Consider the following 17,714-nt stretch of genomic DNA (forward strand, 5'->3'; position numbering starts at 1 on the left):
AAAGGAATCAAATCACTATGCGCTGTAAAACGCTGACTGCTGCCGCAGCGGTTCTTCTTATGTTGACCGCAGGCTGTTCCACTCTGGAACGAGTGGTTTACCGTCCTGACATCAACCAGGGTAACTATCTGGCACCTAACGATGTAGCAAAAATTCGTGTCGGTATGACGCAACAGCAGGTTGCTTATGCTCTCGGAACGCCAATGATGTCGGATCCGTTCGGCACCAACACCTGGTTCTATGTATTCCGTCAGGAGCCGGGCCACGAGAAAGTGACTCAGCAGACCCTGACCCTGACCTTCAACAATGGCGGCGTGTTAACCAACATTGATAACAAGCCCGCGCTGACCAGTCAGTAAGGCCCGGAAAAGCAAAAAGCGCTCAGTGAGCGCTTTTTTTATGGCCGATAGCCGGTCTGTTGCTGCGGGTTACTTCGCGGCGTTTTTCTCCGCCCGCTGGCGACGCAGCTCTTTTGGATCTGCGATCAGCGGACGATAGATTTCCACCCGGTCGCCGTCATGGACTTCGTCGTGCAGCTTAACCGGACGACTGTGGATACCCAGCTTGTTTTTCGCCAGATCGATGTCATCACGCAGCGCCAGCAGACCGCTGGCGATAATCGCCTGCTCGACCGTCGCCCCCTCGTCCAGGGTGACCCGCTGCAGATACTGCTTTTCAGGCAGTGCGTAGGCGACTTCAACACGAATATTAGCCGGCACTGTAAACCTCTTTGGCGCGCGAAGTGAACGCCTGCACCATGTTAGCGGCCAGCTCTTTGAAGATCCGACCAAAAGCCATCTCAATCAGTTTATTGGTAAACTCGAAATCGAGATGGAATTCGATTTTGCACGCCTCCGGGCTCAGCGGAATAAACTTCCAGCCGCCAATCAGCTTCTTGAACGGGCCATCCACCAGGCTCATCAAAATGCTCTGGTTGCTGGTCAGTGTATTGCGTGTGGTGAAGGTCTTACTGATGCCGGCTTTGGACACATCAACCGCCGCCGTCATTTGCGTCGGCCCCATTTCCAGCACGCGGCTACCGGTGCAGCCTGGCAGAAAATCAGGATAGGACTTCACATCGTTTACCAGTTGATACATCTGTTCCGCGCTGAAAGGCACCAGCGCAGTACGGCTAATCTGAGGCATAGCAGGTTCCACATTTAAACACAGTGCAAATAATATCATTTATCTGCTGCTAAAAAAAACGCTGTGCCGCAACTCGTGCTAAGATGCGCAGTACACCTCGCAGGATGCGATCGAGGTAACTGTGTATAAGACGATGACTTCAGGACATTATGACTAAGAAAAAAGCCCACAAACCTGGATCAGCCACCATTGCGCTGAATAAACGCGCCCGTCACGAATACTTTATCGAGGATGAATACGAGGCTGGTCTCGCCCTGCAGGGCTGGGAAGTCAAATCCCTGCGTGCAGGCAAAGCCAACATCGGCGATAGCTATGTCATCCTGAAGGATGGCGAAGCCTTCCTGTTCGGCGCCAACTTTACGCCCATGGCCGTGGCTTCCACCCACTATGTCTGCGACCCGACGCGCACCCGTAAGCTGCTGCTCAACCAGCGCGAACTCGACACGCTGTACGGCCGTATTAACCGCGAAGGTTATACCGTTGTCGCCCTGTCGCTGTACTGGAAGAACGCCTGGTGCAAAGTGAAAATCGGCGTCGCCAAAGGTAAGAAACAGCACGACAAGCGTACCGACCTGAAGGATCGTGAATGGGCGCTGGATAAGGCGCGTATTATGAAGCACGCCGGACGTTAATTTCCCCTCCCCTGAGGGCCAGCTTTCGCTGGCCCTTACGCTATATCCTTGTTGATGCTGCTTTTTCGTCCACCCCTGCTGAAAGAATCCTGCGTGATGGGGCTGGTAACGACATTCACAAATCTGTTATACTTGACCTACACATTGGGGCTGATTCTGGATTCGACGGGATTTGCGAAACCCAAGGTGCATGCCGAGGGGCGGTTGGCCTCGTAAAAAGCCGCAAAAAATAGTCGCAAACGACGAAAACTACGCTTTAGCAGCTTAATAACCTGCTCTGAGCCCTCTCTCCCTAGCTTCCGCTCTTAAGACGGGGATCAAAGAGAGGTCAAACCCAAAAGAGATCGCGTGGATGCCCTGCCTGGGGTTGAAGCGTTAAATCTAATCAGGCTAGTTTGTTAGTGGCGTGTCTGTCCGCAGCTGGCAAGCGAATGTAAAGACTGACTAAGCATGTAGTGCCGAGGATGTAGGAATTTCGGACGCGGGTTCAACTCCCGCCAGCTCCACCAAAATTCTCCATCGGTGATTACCAGAGTCATCCGATGAAGTCCTGAGAGCCCGCACGGCGTAAGCCCTGCGGGCTTTTTTGTGTCTGCAATTTGTCCCGCGAAGTCCGAAGAAAACTCATTAAATCCGAACCTTTTAGGCCTAAACGCATGGAGACTCCCCATGGCAAGATAAACCAAGCCGTTAACCGATACGGAGTTCAAAGCCGCCAAACCTAAAGATACCGATTACCAGATATACGATGATGCAGGGTTGACGTTGCTTATCAAGTCCGGTGGAAGCAAACTCTGGCAGTTTTGTTATCATCGGCCTTTAACAAAGCAGAGAACTAAACAAAGTATCGCTGCTTACCCTTTTTGACCTGCACCCCGTTGATTAATGCACATCGATATTAGTTATGTCTTCATATGAGCCTGACCCCGAATATGATCCAGTCGTAATCAGGAATTACCGGCTTCATGTTGGCTGTATATTCTGCTAACCGGCAGTCTTCTCAGTGAATTCGGATGACGTCATCCAGCCCAGTGCAGAATGGGGACGCCTCTGGTTATAATAGTGTATGCGCCAGTCCTTGATTTTGCACCGTGCTTCCTCCAGAGACATGAACCCGTTCTCGTTCAGACATTCCTGTCGCAGCCTGCCATTGAACGACCCCACTATGGCATTGTCCGTCGGAGATCCCGGCCGGGAAAGTCTATACGGCCCCCCTTTCATATCCCCACTTGTCCAGCATTTTTCCTGCAAATCCAAAGCACGCCTCAGTTAGATTATCCCCGTATCGTGAAGCCACTCTTTTATTACCTGCATTAGTTTGTCAGGTTGCTCAAGAGGCAGCATATGGCCAGCATTCTCAATAACATGTAATACTGATGCAGGATAGTCAGAATGCAGCGCCTCAGCCTCAGAGAGTGTTCTGAGCTCGTCACTGGCAGAAGCCACTATCAATACGGGAAAATTAACAGTTCCTGTCAAACTGACTGGGCTGTTACGCTGTAACTGCAATTGTCGAACAAAAACATCCGGACCTAATCTCAGGCTCATCGCACGAATAAACTCAATTAGCGTTGTATTCTTTTTATTTGAATCATGCAGCGATGAGCGTATCGTCGCCGTACTCAGACCGCCAAAAGATACGGTATTGACCATTTTTGCTGTTAGGTGTTTCGCAGTCATGAGATTAACGTCATCGGGTTTATTTGAAGAGGCAATCAATATCATTGCATCAATCCTTTCCGGGACCAGCGATGCTATCCAGCGCGCAACATAGCCGCCTAAAGAAAATCCAACCAAAATAAACCGATCTGGTAATACAGCAATATTACTCAGCGCCATCTCTTGTAGGCTCTGTCCATAGGATAAATCACCATAGATAATTTCTCCCAGAGAACGAATACTCTCTTCCATATCGCGCCATAAGGCCCGGTCAGTCATAAACCCGGGTATTAATACAAAATTCATGCCGCCCCCCCAAAATTTCATGCTTAGTATCAAAGTTGTTGGCTTTATTTTATCACCTCACGATTTAGGCTAAGCACCCAGCGGAGAGTACAAATAATAAACCCACCCATTGCAACACCACCGCCTATCCAGAGTACAATTGTTATGTTTTCGCCTGGAAATATACTTAGGCACAGTGCGACAAGCCCAGCGCCAAACGTTTGACCAAGCAATCGGGATATAGCGACAATACCGCTTGCGCTTCCACTTCTGGCGGCTGGTACGGAGCCCATTATAGCCCGCAGGTTCGGTGACTGAAACAAGCCGAATCCAATGCCACAAATCGCCATTTTGACTCCTGTGCCAAACATAAAGGAGGAGTCTGATACCATTGCGAGAGAGACCATTCCTCCCATTAGAATAAGTAGACCGGCACCGCTGAGAATTTCACTTTTATAACGGTCAGAAAGTCGCCCTGCAATTGGTGCCATAACCGCGACCATCGCAGACCAGGGGGTGATAAGTAACCCTGTCTCAATTTGATTTTTATGTAATACCGTTAGAAACAGAAATGGCAATGAAACAAATGCTAATCCCTGGACGGTAAAAGCACATATTGAAGTAAGAGAAGAGAGTAGAAGGTTAGCAGACTTCAGCAGGTCGATAGCTAATATGGGTGAGGGATGCGTTGATTGTTTGTATGCGAGTAGGATGGAAAAAACAAGGGTGACTGACCACTCAAGTAATACCACCGGCCAATACCCTTGATGAGTTAGCTCTCCAAACCCCAGAATAAAGAATAAAAATAACAGAAAGCAAAGCATTGCTGCGAACCAATCAAATTTCGTTACTGGCAAATGGTCGTTGTGTTGCTCCTTAGGCAAATAAATGACTGAGAGTATCAGAGCCATACAACCAACAGGGATATTAATAAAAAACAGCCATTCCCAGCGAGCAATGGATAAAATCGCAGCAGAAACCAATGGCGCGATAGTGAACGAAACAGCAACAATTAGTGCATTAAAACCTAACCCTTGACCCAGTTTATTTTGGGGGTAGATGAATTTAATAAGTGCGGTATTAACACTCATAATCGCTGCCGCGCCGAATCCTTGCAATGAACGTGAAAGTATCAAAAAAAACAGACTATTTGACAGGCCACACATTAATGATGAGACAAGAAAGACGCTAAGTCCAGTTATATATACTCTACGATATCCAATAACTTCGCCAAGCGAAGCTAAGGGCAGTAGCATAGATATCATAATCATTTGATATGCATTAATAATCCATACTGCGCTGGAAGGATTTGAACCTAGTTCCCGCGAAATAACCGGAAGCGCCGTATTGACTATAGCGGTATCTATTGTCGCCATACAGATAACAATAGAAATGGCGACTAATGACAATCGCCATTTATAAGTAACCTCAGCGTTTTTTTGCATGTTAGACGGCGTAACCTGATTTTTTCATTGCATCAACAGATTTACTTTCGTGAGATCCTTCTTGCACCTCGTAAATAGAACCAAATTCGGATTTGGCAATAGGTAAGTAGTGAATGCCACTATCAACTCTAGCTTGTCTCGATACCTGTCCACGAAGTAGTTTTATTCCTGCCTCGTTATGTGCTGCGTGGGGGCCGAAATAGATTGGAAAAGCATCAGCACTACGATATGCAGGTAGAAAGGTACGCCGCGGAACAGGTGAGCTATTCACCGCAGAGGCATGCATGCAGAGGCAGTGAAGAAATAGCACATCACCCGCTTCCGCCTCTATAAAAACTGCATCCTCTTCATCAACATCAGAGAGTTTTCCCCGAAAGAACCCGTCAATATTATGCGATAAAAGGCCTTTTCTATGAGAGCCAGGAATAACCCGCAAGCAACCGTTCTCTTTATTTGCATCATCCAGAAAAATCAAGGCCGTCAATAAGTCAGTATTGGTGTGTGGGTAATATGAAAAATCCTGGTGCCATTCCACTATACTCCCAACCCGTGGGCCTTTCATATTCAGCTTGCTGTAGTGAAATAAGATATTTTCACCAATTAAGCTCTGCACGACATCAAGTAACTGTTTATCCTCTGCCAATTCCACAAATGTTTCATGTTTTTGTGTCGGAGACCAGATACGTCTCACAACGGTGCTATCTTTTGGCTCTTTCTCAGAATTTTTATCGGCATCATTACGTAATAATATTTCATCAATTGCTATAAGTCCCTTCGTGATTTTATCTTGACCAAAAAGTTTTTTTACCAGCATATAACCATTGTCATGGTAAAATTTAATATCAGCAGCGTCTATCATTCTACTCCCCCTTGCTAAAATTTGTTTGTTTAAACCTTCATTGAACCAGGCTGATTGCAGATAAATTCTTTTGTAAACGCTCAACTTCTATTACTGAGCTTTTACTCTTCAGCCAACAATTGGAAAATACCAGTATATCCGACAGCTAAAAGTTACCAACTAGTAACAAAACCTACACCACCAAAAACAAATGGCCAACAATTTTTTAACCAAAAATACACATTAATATATCAAATAAAATCAATAGGATAAACAAATACCCTTACGCAATATCGTTACTGCTGATAAAATTAATGCCAAATGAACTGCCAATCCACGCTATCACAAAGCATAAATCTTACCACTAAGTACAGTTTTCGGTTCTTTCAATTCCCCCGTTGGGCAGACGTTTCTGTGTACATGGCAAAGAGATCAGGGACTCACCAGTAACATGTATGACCGTCATCAGTATCAAATTGAGGAAATTGGATCTATGGAAACCCCTGGCAGCATCGACCTATTGCAGATCAACACATTACGCGACAGGCTAAAGGCGGAGGAGATCACGAGTATGAAAATTTAACTCCGGCATACTGCAGCTTGCCGGAGAGACGCACTTAAATTCTGCGCAACGTATCCAGCAAATTATCGTAGTAATCCTGGCACGTTTGCAGACGGAGCTGCGCGCCAAAGTAGATTTCTTCGAGCGACTCTGGGTTACGACGAGCGACAGGCTCGATGACCTTATTAAGCCAGCCATCTGCATGACCAATATCGACTCTAATATGTTCCGCGTAATAATAGACATCACGTTCAGAAAGTCCCAGGCGGTGACTTCCATTGACCAATTTTTTATATTGTGACGGGTCGAGAAGTTCTGTCATAGCCATCATACCAACCAATTTATAATAATGACGACGAGTGACGCCTCCCATCATAAAGAGGTTATGTCCGGCCAAACCTTGCCAGTCATAGAGATGGCTGAAGTGGTCTTCAGGTAAATCGATGTCTCGTCTTTTAAGGAGGTCTTTATATAGATTGACGTGCGTAAAGTCATTACTGCCCTGGCCAATTTCATCCCACAAATTTTGACTTATTTCACCACGCGTTTCGGGAACAGATCCAACCAGAGTCATCGCTACTAAATCAAAAAAAAGAAGATTTAATGCACTGTCACTTTTAAAAAAATAATACAACTGCTGATTATTCGCTTCACTTTCAAGAAAATCAAAAAGAGGATGTTCAGATACCTTATGACAGCTCCATAAGTTTTTTATTTCAGCGCCGATATTATCAGGCGTTAAAGTATTTAAACATGGAGGGCAGCGTTTTGTTTCTGAATCAAGCCAGCGTGATTCAAGTAAGTGACGTACATGCAGCAATACTGGATGGTATTGATTCAGGCTAAAATTAGAGAGGGGCTCGGCCAAATTTGCCCGATAAGAGTAAAAAAGTGTCTGATGAATTTGACGTAATGCCTCAGTAGACCGGAAGATAAACGCCTCATCGCACCGTTTTTTTGCTAAGGCAACTAACTGCTCAAATGGTCCTTCTTTGCCTGCTACATCCAGATGCAACGCTGTCGATTCAATCAGACTGAAGAAAAGCTCATCGAGGCAACCATTGTCCTCTCGTCCGGCATCTTTGCTGTTAATCGTCGGTAAATATTCATCCAGGCTCATCGTTTCAAAACCTTCGTTGTGATGGGATTTTCACTCTATCGCCATTACCTCCATCACGCAACACAAATGTTACGTGATAGTATCATTATTGTTAATTTTTGGATAATTTTACGCTACGGATCCTTGTGCCGTGCCCGTAAGTCATCGTTTAAGTATGCATACCACCTGGAGCATTTTGTTATTAATCCCCTTTTTCAGCAGCAATTATAGTTTTGGCTGCTGCCCATGCAGACATGGCCGGAGGGAACTCGCGAATCTCTTTATCCATTGTCTGACTAACGGATATCGCACCATCGATCAACATCAGAATGACAAAAGCGACTCTCTCAGATTTTATTGGGCTAAAATAATCCAGTAAAATCTCCTGTATTAGCCGATATAGACCGCTCTTAAAATCAAAGGTAATGCTCTTCAAGGCTGGCATTGTATTTCCGAGTTCAACAACTGCCCGAGTGAACATACAACCATGAAAACTTTCTCTGGCAAACCAATTTTGATAAAAATCAAATATTGTGAATAGCTTATCTTTGGCTGTTTCGTTTTCCGCAATTAAAGATTTCAGCTCCAGTATGAACGTATTATGTTTCTCTTCGAGAACAGCCTTAATCAGTGCTTCTTTATCTTCAAAATAACGATAAAAAGTCATTTTTGAGATGCCAGCCGCTTCTGCAATACGATCGATACTAGGATTAAGGAAACCTTCTCGATTAAAAAATTGAGACGATAAATTAATAATTTCATGATATTTTGGTTTCATTACTGCATATCCGCACGGTTACTGTGATTATTGCGATATTTTTAGTATATAGGAAAACAGGTTACCTGTGCCAATTTACAAGCAAAACAAGGGCCAGGCCCGTACAGTGATGCCACTCTTCAAACTGGACTGACACTTTTCCTCCTGTTTTCAACGTCATCATTTCAATAGTAAACATATGTTCCGGTACTGCTGACATTTTCACGGGGAGGACACATATATAGCACAACGCCTACCCCGCCTGCAGGGTGCAGACAGAATAAGAATGGCGATGACTCCCCGTCTCGGCTTCTTCTGCAGCCATGAAATCATACTCAACGAACTGATCATCCATACATTTACTATACAGTATACTTTTATCATTGTTAACATTTATCTTACAATTTACACAAAATTACACATATTATTTATCAATTTAAATCAATAAGTTAATTACCACATTGCTAAATAAATGTAAATTTACACAGATATACCAAACAGTAAATAAAAAGTGATGTTATGTTTTCTTACCAGTATCAATGGCAGGTAAAAACATGCATTGGGGCAGGCTTACAGCCGAATCTCTGGTTAAACAACAAGCCTGCATGCTATAGACATTGAAAAAGGAGAGAGGTGTAAGAAAACAGCCCTATTCACTATCGACGCAGTCCTTATCTTAATCTTACAAAATCTGGCGAGCATTTTGCTTGTCAGCAATATTATTATGCAAGGAGATATCATGTCGTCAGTTAACTATCTGGTGGTGGAACCGACAAACCATATTCTGCATTCAGCCTGGATACCATCGTCAAAACCTGAGACTCAGAGAGCAATACTTGCTGCAACATTGGCTAATGGTAAGTCTGTTATCTACAACGATCTTCGTTGTCTGGAGACCAGTACCATGAAAGATGCATGCCGAAGTATCGGTGCAAAAATTATCGAAGAGCCTGGTCGTCTTATTATTTATGGAACCGGTGGTAAAATATCTCCTGAAGAAAAAGTCATTGATGCACTGGGCTCAGGGTTAGTATTCCGCGTGTTGACTGCTCTGACATGCTTTAGCAATAAACCGGCTGTTATTACGGGTGACACCATTCTTAGAACGCGTGTGATGGAACCATTGCTGGATGCCATTAACATACTGGGAGGAAATGTTTCCAGTATCAATATGAATGGTAAAGCCCCCTTTGTTAATTGGGGAGGTTATGCAGGAGGTGAATGTGAAATCGCGGGCAATATCAGCTCACAATTTATCACTGCAATCCTGTTCGCCGCTCCGCTGGCTCAACACAGTACCACGCTACGTATCACAGGCGAGATTCTTTCTCTGTCTTATATCCGTCAGACACTCGCAACGCTAAAAGCTGCTGGAATTCACTTCTCACATAATGCGGACCTTTCCGAGATAACAGTATTCCCTGGTGAATATCGTCCTGCTGAATATACGATCACCGGGGACTATACCTCTTGTTCCTATTTAGTGGCTGCTTCAACCTTGTTCCCGTGTGACCTAACACTTAAAAATATCAACAGTCACAGCTTACAAGGTGAGCAGGCAATCCTTAATTTTGTCGAAAAAATGGGGCTGCAAGTTATCCGAAACGATGAACAAAACGAATTACGTCTTATTAATAAGACAGGTCGTTTACGCGGTAACTTCGCGTTCGATGTGAGTGACTGCCCAAATATTGTGCCGACATTGGCTGCACTCGGGAGTTTTGTCGATGGGAATTTCCGCATTACAGGTGGTTCAATTACTCGCCTGCATAAGTCTCCACGTATTAAGGCGATGGTGAGTGAATTAAGTAAGCTGGGAGTAAATATCACTCCTCTGTATAAAAATGACATTTATGATGGGTTTGATATTCAGGGTGCAGCCAACTATAACGGTGATTGCTCACTCTCCAGCTGGGGAGATCATCGCATATTCATGTCACTGTTTGTCGCCTCATTGCGTTGTAAGCAGGCTAATCGCCTGGACGGGTATGAAGACGTTCATTGCTCCTTCCCTGACTTCTTTAAAGAATTCCAGCAATTGGGCGTCAGATTTGAAGAAAAAATCCCGCAAAAAGAAGAAGCCATTTAATTTAGTTCGGGGAGGGATCCCCTTTAGTCGAGAGGAAAATATGAATATGATTGAGCAAATGCATCAGCACGGCTATGTTGTCATTCCGCAGGTAATTGGAAGCGATGAAATCCAAACAATTCGTGACTGTTATAAACATCTCTCCGAAAGCTCAGGGTTATCGACGTTGTTGCCTACGGACATTTTAAATCAACCTGCTATTTTCAATGTGTTATTGAAAGAAAACATAACTTCAGCAATTCGCGAACTCTTTGGGCGTAACTTCTCGCTTTTCCCTAATTTTACTATTCGCGAGAGCGTGTATATTCCCTGGCATAATGACGCCTACTTTCTTCCTCAGGAAGTGATTAACGCAGAATCTCCCTTACAATTCATGCAATGTGCCATTTACTTACAAGATAATGATCCTGAATTGGGAGGTGGCATAACGTTAATACCATCCAGCCATCGACTTGATAAAAATGTCATTGAAAATATGCTGAGAGCTTCGCAGGAATACGAAAAAATTGTTATGAGCAAAGCCGGAGACTTAGTGCTTTGGGATAATCGTATTACCCATAGAAGCACCTATCCGGATAAGGCACCGGACAGCACTAAACTCGCTTTACAATGGACTGTCAGCGCTTCTCAAGATCATAACGGCCCTTATCTTGACTACCTTCGAGCGCGTGCAGAACGAAGTATGCATGTTTCCGATTACCTTCCCAAAAGCCCTAAACCCTATTTTGCGGATATGCCCAACGTGGTATTCCCTACCTCATTTCATCAGGATTCTCTGTCTCGCATGACGCGGCAAAACATTCACTTTATAGGTTTATAACGTATGGCAAATCATATTTCTAAAAGGAACGAAACAGGAGCGGCATGGATTTTACGTCAATTGAAACAGCTCGATGCCTCACACCTTTTTATGGTGCCGGGTAAATTGATCAACGCCTTTATGCGGTGTTACCCACGGGATGTCCAGGCCGGGTCTGACGAATTCCCTGTCCCTATCGTGACTGCCTGTGAAACAGGAGCCGCATATATGGCTGAAGGCTATGCTCGCGTCTCCAGTGCTTTTGGTGTTTGTCTGGTCATCGGTGGTCCCGGGGTCACGAATACCCTCACCGGTATCGCTTCAGCTTATACGGATAATTTTCCAGTTTTACTGCTAGCCGGGCAAATTGCGTCCGGGATGGAAATGCGTAACGTTCTTCAGGACAGTACACAATCCGGTATTAATCAACGTGATATTTTTGCGCCAGTCACCCGGGCTGCTTACGAAGTTAAAGAAGGGCAACCGCTGAGTCTCTTTCTTCGGGAGTCGTTACGGGCGTTGAAAGGTGCGGAACGTGGCCCTGTCTATCTTGGAGTGAGTAAAGAAGTCCTCACCAGCGTTGACGCCTGCCGCGGCGAGATTACCGATAGCGTCAGTGATAGCTGGCAAAGAAAGCCAGTGGATCTGATTAAAATGCGCAGTTCGGCATTTGAAACTTTTCTCGCCAATAATCAACGCTGCATCATTCTCGCGGGCCTGAGAGGCAAGACACCTGAAACCAGCAGAGCGCTGATAGATTTTGCCGAAGCTTACGGTTTTCCCGTCGCGACTACGCTGAGCGCAAAAGGGCTTTTTCCTGAAGATCATCCGCTTGCACTGGGGGTATATGGTTATTCGGGGCATCCTCGCGCCATTGAAGCCTTAAAAGATGGTGAACTCGATGGCGTTATTTTACTCGGTATGGATATGACACAGTGGAGCACGATGATCTGGTCACCCGACCTCCAGCCCCCAGGGGGAGTGATTCAAGTTGATATCAACGCAGACTACCTTGGCAAATTCATGGATGTGACTTGCGGCGTTGTCGCTGACAGTAGCGCATTTCTTGATGCGCTGAGCGAATATTACCATCCTATTTTGGCAGAGGGTCGCAACGTCCGTGAACCTTGGGTGCAACGGCTTATGACGACCTCACGCTGCATGCCGATCGGTGACGAAAGCCGCCACCCAGCTTCTTATGTTGGCCTTCTGCAGACTCATTTTCCTGACAATGGCATCGTCAGCGTTGACTCTGGCGCACATCGTTCTTTTTTTGGACATTACTGGGTTTCTCGTACTCCTGATGCTTACCTTTCTGCCACAACGCTGGGACCAATGGGATGGAGTATTCCAGCAGGCATCGGGGCCAGTTTTGCCGCTCCCGACCGAAAATGCATGGTTATTACCGGGGACGGGTGCATGTTAATGCAAGGAATGGAGCTAGCGACGGCCGCGAAGTATCAGCGAAATGTACTTTTTGTCGTCTTCAATAACGCCTCCTATGCCGCCAGTTATTTTAATAACAAAGAAAACCAGGCAGATCTTACCGATATTCCTGATTATGATTGGTGTCTTTTAGCCAAAAGTTTTGGTATCGAGGCAATTTCTGTTCAATCTCCAGAAGAGTTAGAAGGAATGATTGCGGACATTATGCGCAAGCAGACCCCTTTTTTGATTGAAGTAAAATGCGATAATTATCATGCAACACCTAATACTGAATATAACCGTCGTGTTAAAGCGCATCCACTTATTTAGAAGGTATGAGGAAATGGCTTCTCGATTAATTATAACCAACTCCTGTATTATACTAATTCTGGGTTTATTCTCTATTGACCTGTATAACCCAGCATTGCCTACGATTAAGGCGGCTCTCAATATCAGTAACGCACAGGCCCAGAGTCTGGTCGTCTGGTATCTGGGCGGTTTTGCAGTATCACAACTGGTTTATGGCCCTCTTTCCGATAAATACGGCCGGGTCCCGGTAATATTATTATCACTGCTCTTTTCTGCCGTAGGTAACTATTTGACCTCAACGGCTGATAGCTACCAGATGTTATCTCTCTTCCGGTTATTTACCGGGATTGGTGCCGGAGGCTGCCCGGTAATCAGTCGGGCCATTCTCAGTGATACATTTCGGGATAAATCAGAGCTGTCAAAATCCCTGGCTGTTTTCTCTATGGCCTCACAAGTCTCTCCCGCTTTTGCTCCAGTGATTGGCGGATACATTACGGAATATTTTCCATGGAAATATAACTTCATTGCCTTAGCGTTGATGATGCTTGCCGGGTTTATATTCGTCAAAATAACACTGCCTGAAACCTCCCCCAGAAAAGCATTACCTGGCGGGCGTATTGCTGGATTTAGGATCTTATTCAGTGATTTAAACTTCATGATATATAGCGTGGTTTCAGCCGTATTATTCTCCATTACGATTGGGTATTTTACTGCTAGTCCCTTTGTTTTTCAGACACAATTTCACCTCACTTCTTCACAAAATGGCTATTTATTCATGATTTATTCTGCCGGAATTGTTATTGGCTCCTGGCTGACTAAGCGATGTTTGTCACGAGCAACGCCGGAGAAAATTTTGATGGTCTCGCTTCCCTTGTTAGTAGCTTTCACGCTGCTGGCTTCTTTATCTGTTCACTTTACCAACGTGCTATCCATCGGATTCATTGTGATTTACAGCTTTGCGGTAGGTCTGGGATGTGGTCTCTCCTCACCTTTACTGCTGGGTATCAGTTTACACGGCCATGCCGAATTGGCCGGTACAGGAAGCGCGTTGCAAGGGGCTCTCAAAATGGCTGGCGCCGCATTGGTGCTGTGGTTTTTTGCTAGCGGGCGGACGGGCACAGCCTCAGGTCTCTTATCGGGCTTATTCTTACTCTCTCTGATTTGCCTTGTTCTGATCGCATTCGCACAATTCTGGACTGCACAGTCAGTCCATCAGCAATCATCCCCCGACAGAGATTAGCAGGAGCAAAACATGGACCTTGGCATTACAGGACGACAAGCGGTGGTGTGTGCCGCAAGCAGCGGGTTAGGCTTTGCCTGTGCCGCTGCGTTGGTGTCAGAAGGCGTCAATGTAACGATTAACGCAAGGCAAAGCGATAGACTTAATGAAGCCGTGCACTTGCTGAGGACCATCAACTCAGCAGTACGAATACAAGGCATTGCAGGCGATATCACGTGTCCCGAGGTACAAAATGCCGTACTGACAGCGACACCCACCGTGGATATTTTAGTAACCAATGCGGGGGGGCCGCCAGTCGGCGGCAGTCACGACTGGCCCCGTGAAATATGGTTGCAGGCGATTGAAACGAATATGCTCACCCCCATTGCATTAATTCAGGCTGTACTCGGCGAAATGAGAAACCGTCGCTTTGGACGTATTGTTAATATTACGTCCGGGAGTGTTAAAGCACCGCGGGGTACATTAAGTTTATCGAATGGGTCACGTGGGGGTTTAACGACTTATATTGCCGGTCTTGCCAGAAGTAGTGAGCTTGCCAGTCAAAATGTGACTATCAATAATCTCCTCCCTGGCGCATTTTCCACACCGCGATTAATGCAAACCCTGGCAACTGATGCACAACGCTGGGGAAAATCATCAGAGAGCATGGAGATTGAGCGCAAAAAACTTATTCCTGCCGGACGTTTTGGTATACCAGATGAATTTGGAGCCTGCTGTGCTTTTCTTTGTAGCATGAATGCTGGCTATATAACCGGGCAAAATATTTTGATTGATGGTGGGGCATATCCAGGGGTGTTTTGAATATGAAGTCGTTCTGGTAAATCGCCGTGGGCTTAGAGACAGTCAGGCCCTGGTTGGTAATGGCTGCTTACCCGGTATCCGGCGACCAGGTGCCAGTCATAGCGTTTTTTCCAGACAGAGTGTGGAAAAGACACCAGGGTCAGTAATTGCTGATAGCTTTTTGGACTAACTCATCGGGGGATTATCGTTGCCACGTTAAGTGCTGGCCTGATTGCAGAACGTTCCTTGCCCTGCGATGGCGTCACGGCGAGATCGCTTTTAGGCGTCATGCTGATATCACTTTGCGCAGTGCCGATTTTTTTGTTCAGCCAGCTTGCATCGGCATTGAGGCTTACAGCCGCTTTTTTATTGCCGATGTCGCTTTTGGCCTGTTCGGCGTGTCCTGGGCTCATTCGCTAGATACGCATATTCCATAGAAGAAATTGGCTCGCGTATAGGCCTGTGATGCAGTGGGTTCGTTTGTGGCTATTTCCTTCGGTGAGACGGTCGCCGGACCGCTAGCAATATATTTTGGGGGCAGCAATGTACTCTTAGTTTCAGCGATGGTGGTAGTCATCGCCACTATAGCTGCCAGTATGGTTCCTGCAATTAGGCTGCTGGATAACTCATCATAGATTAAGTCCCAAAAGGTACGGTGCATGAACTGGATAAACTCTGATCGTCTGGCTGTGCGGAACAAACCGGGCCAGGGGTCGTTTTAGCGTTACCAATTACCCGCCCCCCCTCTCAGGATAAGACCACTCGCGACATCTCGCACAACCCTTGCACACTCCGGCCGCGTCCGCGGCCGGAGGGATAGGTTTACCCCTTGTCAGAATACGCGTCCAGCATGGCAAGGACCGCCCGACGCGCCGCATCGTCTGCGATATTGTCAGGCAGCGCATCAGCCCGCAGATTGACATAAGCGTCAGCAGCCCTTCGGATGGCAATCCCGACAGAGTGACGATCGTGCGTTGCCAGGGTGGAAGTCAGCAGGCCATCGGGATCAATGCCGAGGGCTTCTATTCGGCGAACGCCGCGTTGCGGTAGATTGGCACGACGGAACAGCATCGGCCCCAGCACTTGTTCCCGGAAGAAAGACAGCATCCCCAGCGCTTCGAAGAGTTCGCCCCTGCCCAGTTTAACCACGGCATAATGCAGCCAGATCCAGGCTCGGGACTCAAACCACTCCGGCGTCATGTTCGGCCAGTGCGCGCTAAATTTTGCCAGCTGTCGCTCGAGCGCATCGTTATCACGGGTAAATAGCACGGCAGGCTCTTCAACGCGCTGAGTGAGCATGTCCAGGGTGATAAATTTGAGATCGACATGCAGAAGTTGCGGGCCAAACAGGCAGATCAGCAGGCGAGGCTCACCGACGTGTTCCCCGGTGAAAGCATGTAGCAGATGGCCGAGGGTTCCGGCGAACGCCATACGCTGAGCCATGATTTCGTCATAATAGAGAGGGTCGACCACCACCACAAAATCCAGATCGGAGTATTGATCAAACCCGCCATGGATAAACGAGCCGCCGGCGAGAAGGGCGTGGATCCGCGAATCGGACTGTAATTTAAGCTTCAGTTGCTCTGCGAAACTTCTGTGTAAGTCGGGTAGCGTATTCAGCATACTTTTTCCTGTTCACAAAAAAGACAAAGCATTACAGAATATCGAGTGATTGATCGGCAGACCAGATATTTCTGCAGGAACCCTACGCTCCCTGGAGGGGCTCCCGAAACGATACTCCCCTCAAACCACCTCCCGCATCCACTCAGCAAACGCCCGCACGGCGGGAGAGAGAAAACGCTGGTGCGGATAGAGCAAAGTGACGGGTACCGGGGGCGGCTGCCAGTCCGCCAGCACTTCCACCAGTCTCCCCTCCCGCAGGTGGTCAGCAACGATATTCTCCGCCAGCTGCGCCAGCCCGAAGCCCGCCAGGCACATTTTTATATAGAGCCCCGTTTCATTCACGGCGGCAGTGCCGCTGACGGGTACAGAAAAAGTCTCGCCGTGGCGAAGGAAGCGGAACTCATCGGCCCGCCTCGCCTGGCCGGGAAAATAATGCACGGCCCGGTGCTGAGAGAGCGCCTCCGGTGACGGCGGCACGCCATATTCCCGAAGATAGTCCGGTGACGCGCAGGTGACCCAGCGAAAGCGGCCCAGAGGCCGGGCCACCAGGCTGGAGTTGTTCAGCTCTCCCGTGCGTATCACGCAGTCGACGCCTTCCTGAATCAGATCGACCGGCCGATCGCTGACGCCGATCATCAGGTAGATGTCAGGGTAGCATCGGTAAAAGTCTTGCAGATGGGGCATGACGATGAAATGCGCGATGCCCGCGGGCATATCAACCCGCAGACGCCCCTGAGGCCGCGCGACAGACTCGCCCAGGCTGGATTCGCTATGTTCGATGAGGGCGAGAATTTCCCGGCACTGCGCCAGATACTGCATCCCTTCCGGAGTCAGGCTCACCCGCCTTGTGGTCCGGTTCAGCAGCCGCACCTTGAGGTATTTCTCAAGGTTTTTAATGGTACTGGTGACAGTAGAGGCTGGTAGGGAAAGGGTTTCCGCGGCACGCACGAAGCTCCCTGCCTCCGCGACGCGCATAAACATCTGCATAGCCTGGATACGATCCACCTTCTTTCTCTCCTGTAGCGA

At 47.1% G+C, this 17,714-nt stretch carries 17 protein-coding genes, 1 other RNA gene and 2 pseudogenes; 9 read left to right on the forward strand and 11 right to left on the reverse strand.

The features are described from left to right. Positions 1 to 17: 17 nt before the first annotated feature. Positions 18 to 359, forward strand: coding sequence for an outer membrane protein assembly factor BamE (gene bamE, locus ABLV76_RS02900; RefSeq protein ID WP_004206850.1), 342 nt, complete (start codon positions 18 to 20; stop codon positions 357 to 359). Between the two features lie 69 nt (positions 360 to 428). Here the strand turns inward: bamE and ABLV76_RS02905 are convergent, their stop codons facing one another. After that, positions 429 to 719, reverse strand: a complete 291-nt coding sequence (locus ABLV76_RS02905) for an RnfH family protein (protein WP_194417828.1) — start codon at positions 717 to 719, stop codon at positions 429 to 431. Next, positions 709 to 1,146: a type II toxin-antitoxin system RatA family toxin gene (locus ABLV76_RS02910; RefSeq protein ID WP_348878174.1), complete on the reverse strand. Its 438-nt coding sequence runs from the start codon at positions 1,144 to 1,146 to the stop codon at positions 709 to 711. Before ABLV76_RS02910 ends, ABLV76_RS02905 begins: the two co-directional genes overlap by 11 nt. Before the next feature lie 149 nt (positions 1,147 to 1,295). Here ABLV76_RS02910 and smpB point away from each other — a divergent pair, with 149 nt between their 5' ends. The 3 genes and pseudogenes from smpB to ABLV76_RS02925 form a co-directional block, all read left to right on the forward strand. Further along, entirely contained in the window at positions 1,296 to 1,778 is a 483-nt protein-coding gene (gene smpB, locus ABLV76_RS02915) for an SsrA-binding protein SmpB (RefSeq protein WP_002914164.1), read from the forward strand. A gap of 146 nt (positions 1,779 to 1,924) precedes the next feature. Then, positions 1,925 to 2,287, forward strand: a transfer-messenger RNA (tmRNA) gene (gene ssrA, locus ABLV76_RS02920). A 160-nt stretch (positions 2,288 to 2,447) separates the two neighbouring features. Beyond that, positions 2,448 to 2,639: pseudogene (locus ABLV76_RS02925) on the forward strand (integrase arm-type DNA-binding domain-containing protein); the annotation flags it as partial. Between the two features lie 123 nt (positions 2,640 to 2,762). On the opposite strand, the pseudogene ABLV76_RS02930 reads toward ABLV76_RS02925, so the two are convergent. The 6 genes and pseudogenes from ABLV76_RS02930 to ABLV76_RS02955 all read right to left on the reverse strand — a co-directional run. Beyond that, positions 2,763 to 3,021, reverse strand: a pseudogene (locus ABLV76_RS02930) (transposase); the annotation flags it as partial. Positions 3,022 to 3,047: 26 nt separating this feature from the next. After that, positions 3,048 to 3,743 (reverse strand): alpha/beta hydrolase, encoded by a 696-nt coding sequence (locus tag ABLV76_RS02935; RefSeq protein ID WP_004205784.1) that lies wholly within the window; start codon positions 3,741 to 3,743, stop codon positions 3,048 to 3,050. 44 nt (positions 3,744 to 3,787) lie between these two features. Next, positions 3,788 to 5,167: an MFS transporter gene (locus ABLV76_RS02940; protein WP_348878175.1), complete on the reverse strand. Its 1,380-nt coding sequence runs from the start codon at positions 5,165 to 5,167 to the stop codon at positions 3,788 to 3,790. A 1-nt stretch (position 5,168) separates the two neighbouring features. Then, positions 5,169 to 6,026, reverse strand: a complete 858-nt coding sequence (locus ABLV76_RS02945; RefSeq protein WP_043521393.1) for a phytanoyl-CoA dioxygenase family protein — start codon at positions 6,024 to 6,026, stop codon at positions 5,169 to 5,171. Between the two features lie 596 nt (positions 6,027 to 6,622). Continuing rightward, positions 6,623 to 7,687 carry an iron-containing redox enzyme family protein gene (locus tag ABLV76_RS02950; protein WP_348878176.1) on the reverse strand — a complete coding sequence of 355 codons (1,065 nt, stop codon included), beginning with the start codon at positions 7,685 to 7,687 and terminating at the stop codon, positions 6,623 to 6,625. A gap of 181 nt (positions 7,688 to 7,868) precedes the next feature. Beyond that, on the reverse strand, positions 7,869 to 8,444 hold the full coding sequence (locus ABLV76_RS02955) for a TetR/AcrR family transcriptional regulator (RefSeq protein WP_043521391.1): 576 nt from the start codon (positions 8,442 to 8,444) through the stop codon (positions 7,869 to 7,871). A gap of 718 nt (positions 8,445 to 9,162) precedes the next feature. Between ABLV76_RS02955 and aroA the strand changes: the two genes are divergently transcribed. The 5 genes from aroA to ABLV76_RS02980 are packed head-to-tail and all read left to right on the forward strand — an operon-like array spanning position 9,163 to position 15,086. Then, the gene (aroA, locus tag ABLV76_RS02960) at positions 9,163 to 10,512 is read left to right on the forward strand and encodes a 3-phosphoshikimate 1-carboxyvinyltransferase (RefSeq protein ID WP_032426136.1); all 1,350 of its coding nucleotides are present in this window, start codon (positions 9,163 to 9,165) and stop codon (positions 10,510 to 10,512) included. A 40-nt stretch (positions 10,513 to 10,552) separates the two neighbouring features. Further along, positions 10,553 to 11,332, forward strand: coding sequence for a phytanoyl-CoA dioxygenase family protein (locus ABLV76_RS02965; RefSeq protein ID WP_227514865.1), 780 nt, complete (start codon positions 10,553 to 10,555; stop codon positions 11,330 to 11,332). A 3-nt stretch (positions 11,333 to 11,335) separates the two neighbouring features. Continuing rightward, complete coding sequence (locus ABLV76_RS02970; protein WP_064178284.1) at positions 11,336 to 13,066, forward strand: thiamine pyrophosphate-binding protein; 1,731 nt, start codon at positions 11,336 to 11,338, stop codon at positions 13,064 to 13,066. A gap of 13 nt (positions 13,067 to 13,079) precedes the next feature. After that, a complete protein-coding gene (locus ABLV76_RS02975) occupies positions 13,080 to 14,285 on the forward strand; it encodes a multidrug effflux MFS transporter (RefSeq protein WP_004205773.1) in 1,206 nt (401 codons plus the stop codon). Between the two features lie 12 nt (positions 14,286 to 14,297). Further along, a complete protein-coding gene (locus ABLV76_RS02980; RefSeq protein WP_065800066.1) occupies positions 14,298 to 15,086 on the forward strand; it encodes an SDR family oxidoreductase in 789 nt (262 codons plus the stop codon). Between the two features lie 170 nt (positions 15,087 to 15,256). On the opposite strand, the gene ABLV76_RS02985 is transcribed toward ABLV76_RS02980, so the two are convergent. From ABLV76_RS02985 to ABLV76_RS02995, 3 genes are all read right to left on the reverse strand, one after another. Further along, a complete protein-coding gene (locus tag ABLV76_RS02985; protein WP_135683266.1) occupies positions 15,257 to 15,478 on the reverse strand; it encodes a hypothetical protein in 222 nt (73 codons plus the stop codon). A gap of 409 nt (positions 15,479 to 15,887) precedes the next feature. Further along, a complete protein-coding gene (locus tag ABLV76_RS02990; RefSeq protein WP_065696888.1) occupies positions 15,888 to 16,688 on the reverse strand; it encodes a hypothetical protein in 801 nt (266 codons plus the stop codon). A 120-nt stretch (positions 16,689 to 16,808) separates the two neighbouring features. Beyond that, on the reverse strand, positions 16,809 to 17,693 hold the full coding sequence (locus ABLV76_RS02995) for a LysR family transcriptional regulator (RefSeq protein WP_348878177.1): 885 nt from the start codon (positions 17,691 to 17,693) through the stop codon (positions 16,809 to 16,811). Between the last annotated feature and the right edge of the window lie 21 nt (positions 17,694 to 17,714).

This window comes from Klebsiella sp. GB_Kp047 (assembly GCF_040065235.1).
GTDB lineage: Bacteria > Pseudomonadota > Gammaproteobacteria > Enterobacterales > Enterobacteriaceae > Klebsiella > Klebsiella quasipneumoniae.

What these genes read in the sequence shown, in the direction of transcription:
- bamE (WP_004206850.1), top strand. Translation starts at nt 18, where the DNA reads ATGCGCTGTAAAACGCTGACTGCTGCCGCAGCGGTTCTTCTTATGTTG.
- ABLV76_RS02910 (WP_348878174.1), bottom strand. Translation starts at nt 1,146, where the DNA reads ATGCCTCAGATTAGCCGTACTGCGCTGGTGCCTTTCAGCGCGGAACAG.
- smpB (WP_002914164.1), top strand. Translation starts at nt 1,296, where the DNA reads ATGACTAAGAAAAAAGCCCACAAACCTGGATCAGCCACCATTGCGCTG.
- ABLV76_RS02935 (WP_004205784.1), bottom strand. Translation starts at nt 3,743, where the DNA reads ATGAATTTTGTATTAATACCCGGGTTTATGACTGACCGGGCCTTATGG.
- ABLV76_RS02940 (WP_348878175.1), bottom strand. Translation starts at nt 5,167, where the DNA reads ATGCAAAAAAACGCTGAGGTTACTTATAAATGGCGATTGTCATTAGTC.
- ABLV76_RS02945 (WP_043521393.1), bottom strand. Translation starts at nt 6,026, where the DNA reads ATGATAGACGCTGCTGATATTAAATTTTACCATGACAATGGTTATATG.
- ABLV76_RS02950 (WP_348878176.1), bottom strand. Translation starts at nt 7,687, where the DNA reads ATGAGCCTGGATGAATATTTACCGACGATTAACAGCAAAGATGCCGGA.
- ABLV76_RS02955 (WP_043521391.1), bottom strand. Translation starts at nt 8,444, where the DNA reads ATGAAACCAAAATATCATGAAATTATTAATTTATCGTCTCAATTTTTT.
- aroA (WP_032426136.1), top strand. Translation starts at nt 9,163, where the DNA reads ATGTCGTCAGTTAACTATCTGGTGGTGGAACCGACAAACCATATTCTG.
- ABLV76_RS02965 (WP_227514865.1), top strand. Translation starts at nt 10,553, where the DNA reads ATGAATATGATTGAGCAAATGCATCAGCACGGCTATGTTGTCATTCCG.
- ABLV76_RS02970 (WP_064178284.1), top strand. Translation starts at nt 11,336, where the DNA reads ATGGCAAATCATATTTCTAAAAGGAACGAAACAGGAGCGGCATGGATT.
- ABLV76_RS02975 (WP_004205773.1), top strand. Translation starts at nt 13,080, where the DNA reads ATGGCTTCTCGATTAATTATAACCAACTCCTGTATTATACTAATTCTG.
- ABLV76_RS02980 (WP_065800066.1), top strand. Translation starts at nt 14,298, where the DNA reads ATGGACCTTGGCATTACAGGACGACAAGCGGTGGTGTGTGCCGCAAGC.
- ABLV76_RS02985 (WP_135683266.1), bottom strand. Translation starts at nt 15,478, where the DNA reads ATGAGCCCAGGACACGCCGAACAGGCCAAAAGCGACATCGGCAATAAA.
- ABLV76_RS02990 (WP_065696888.1), bottom strand. Translation starts at nt 16,688, where the DNA reads ATGCTGAATACGCTACCCGACTTACACAGAAGTTTCGCAGAGCAACTG.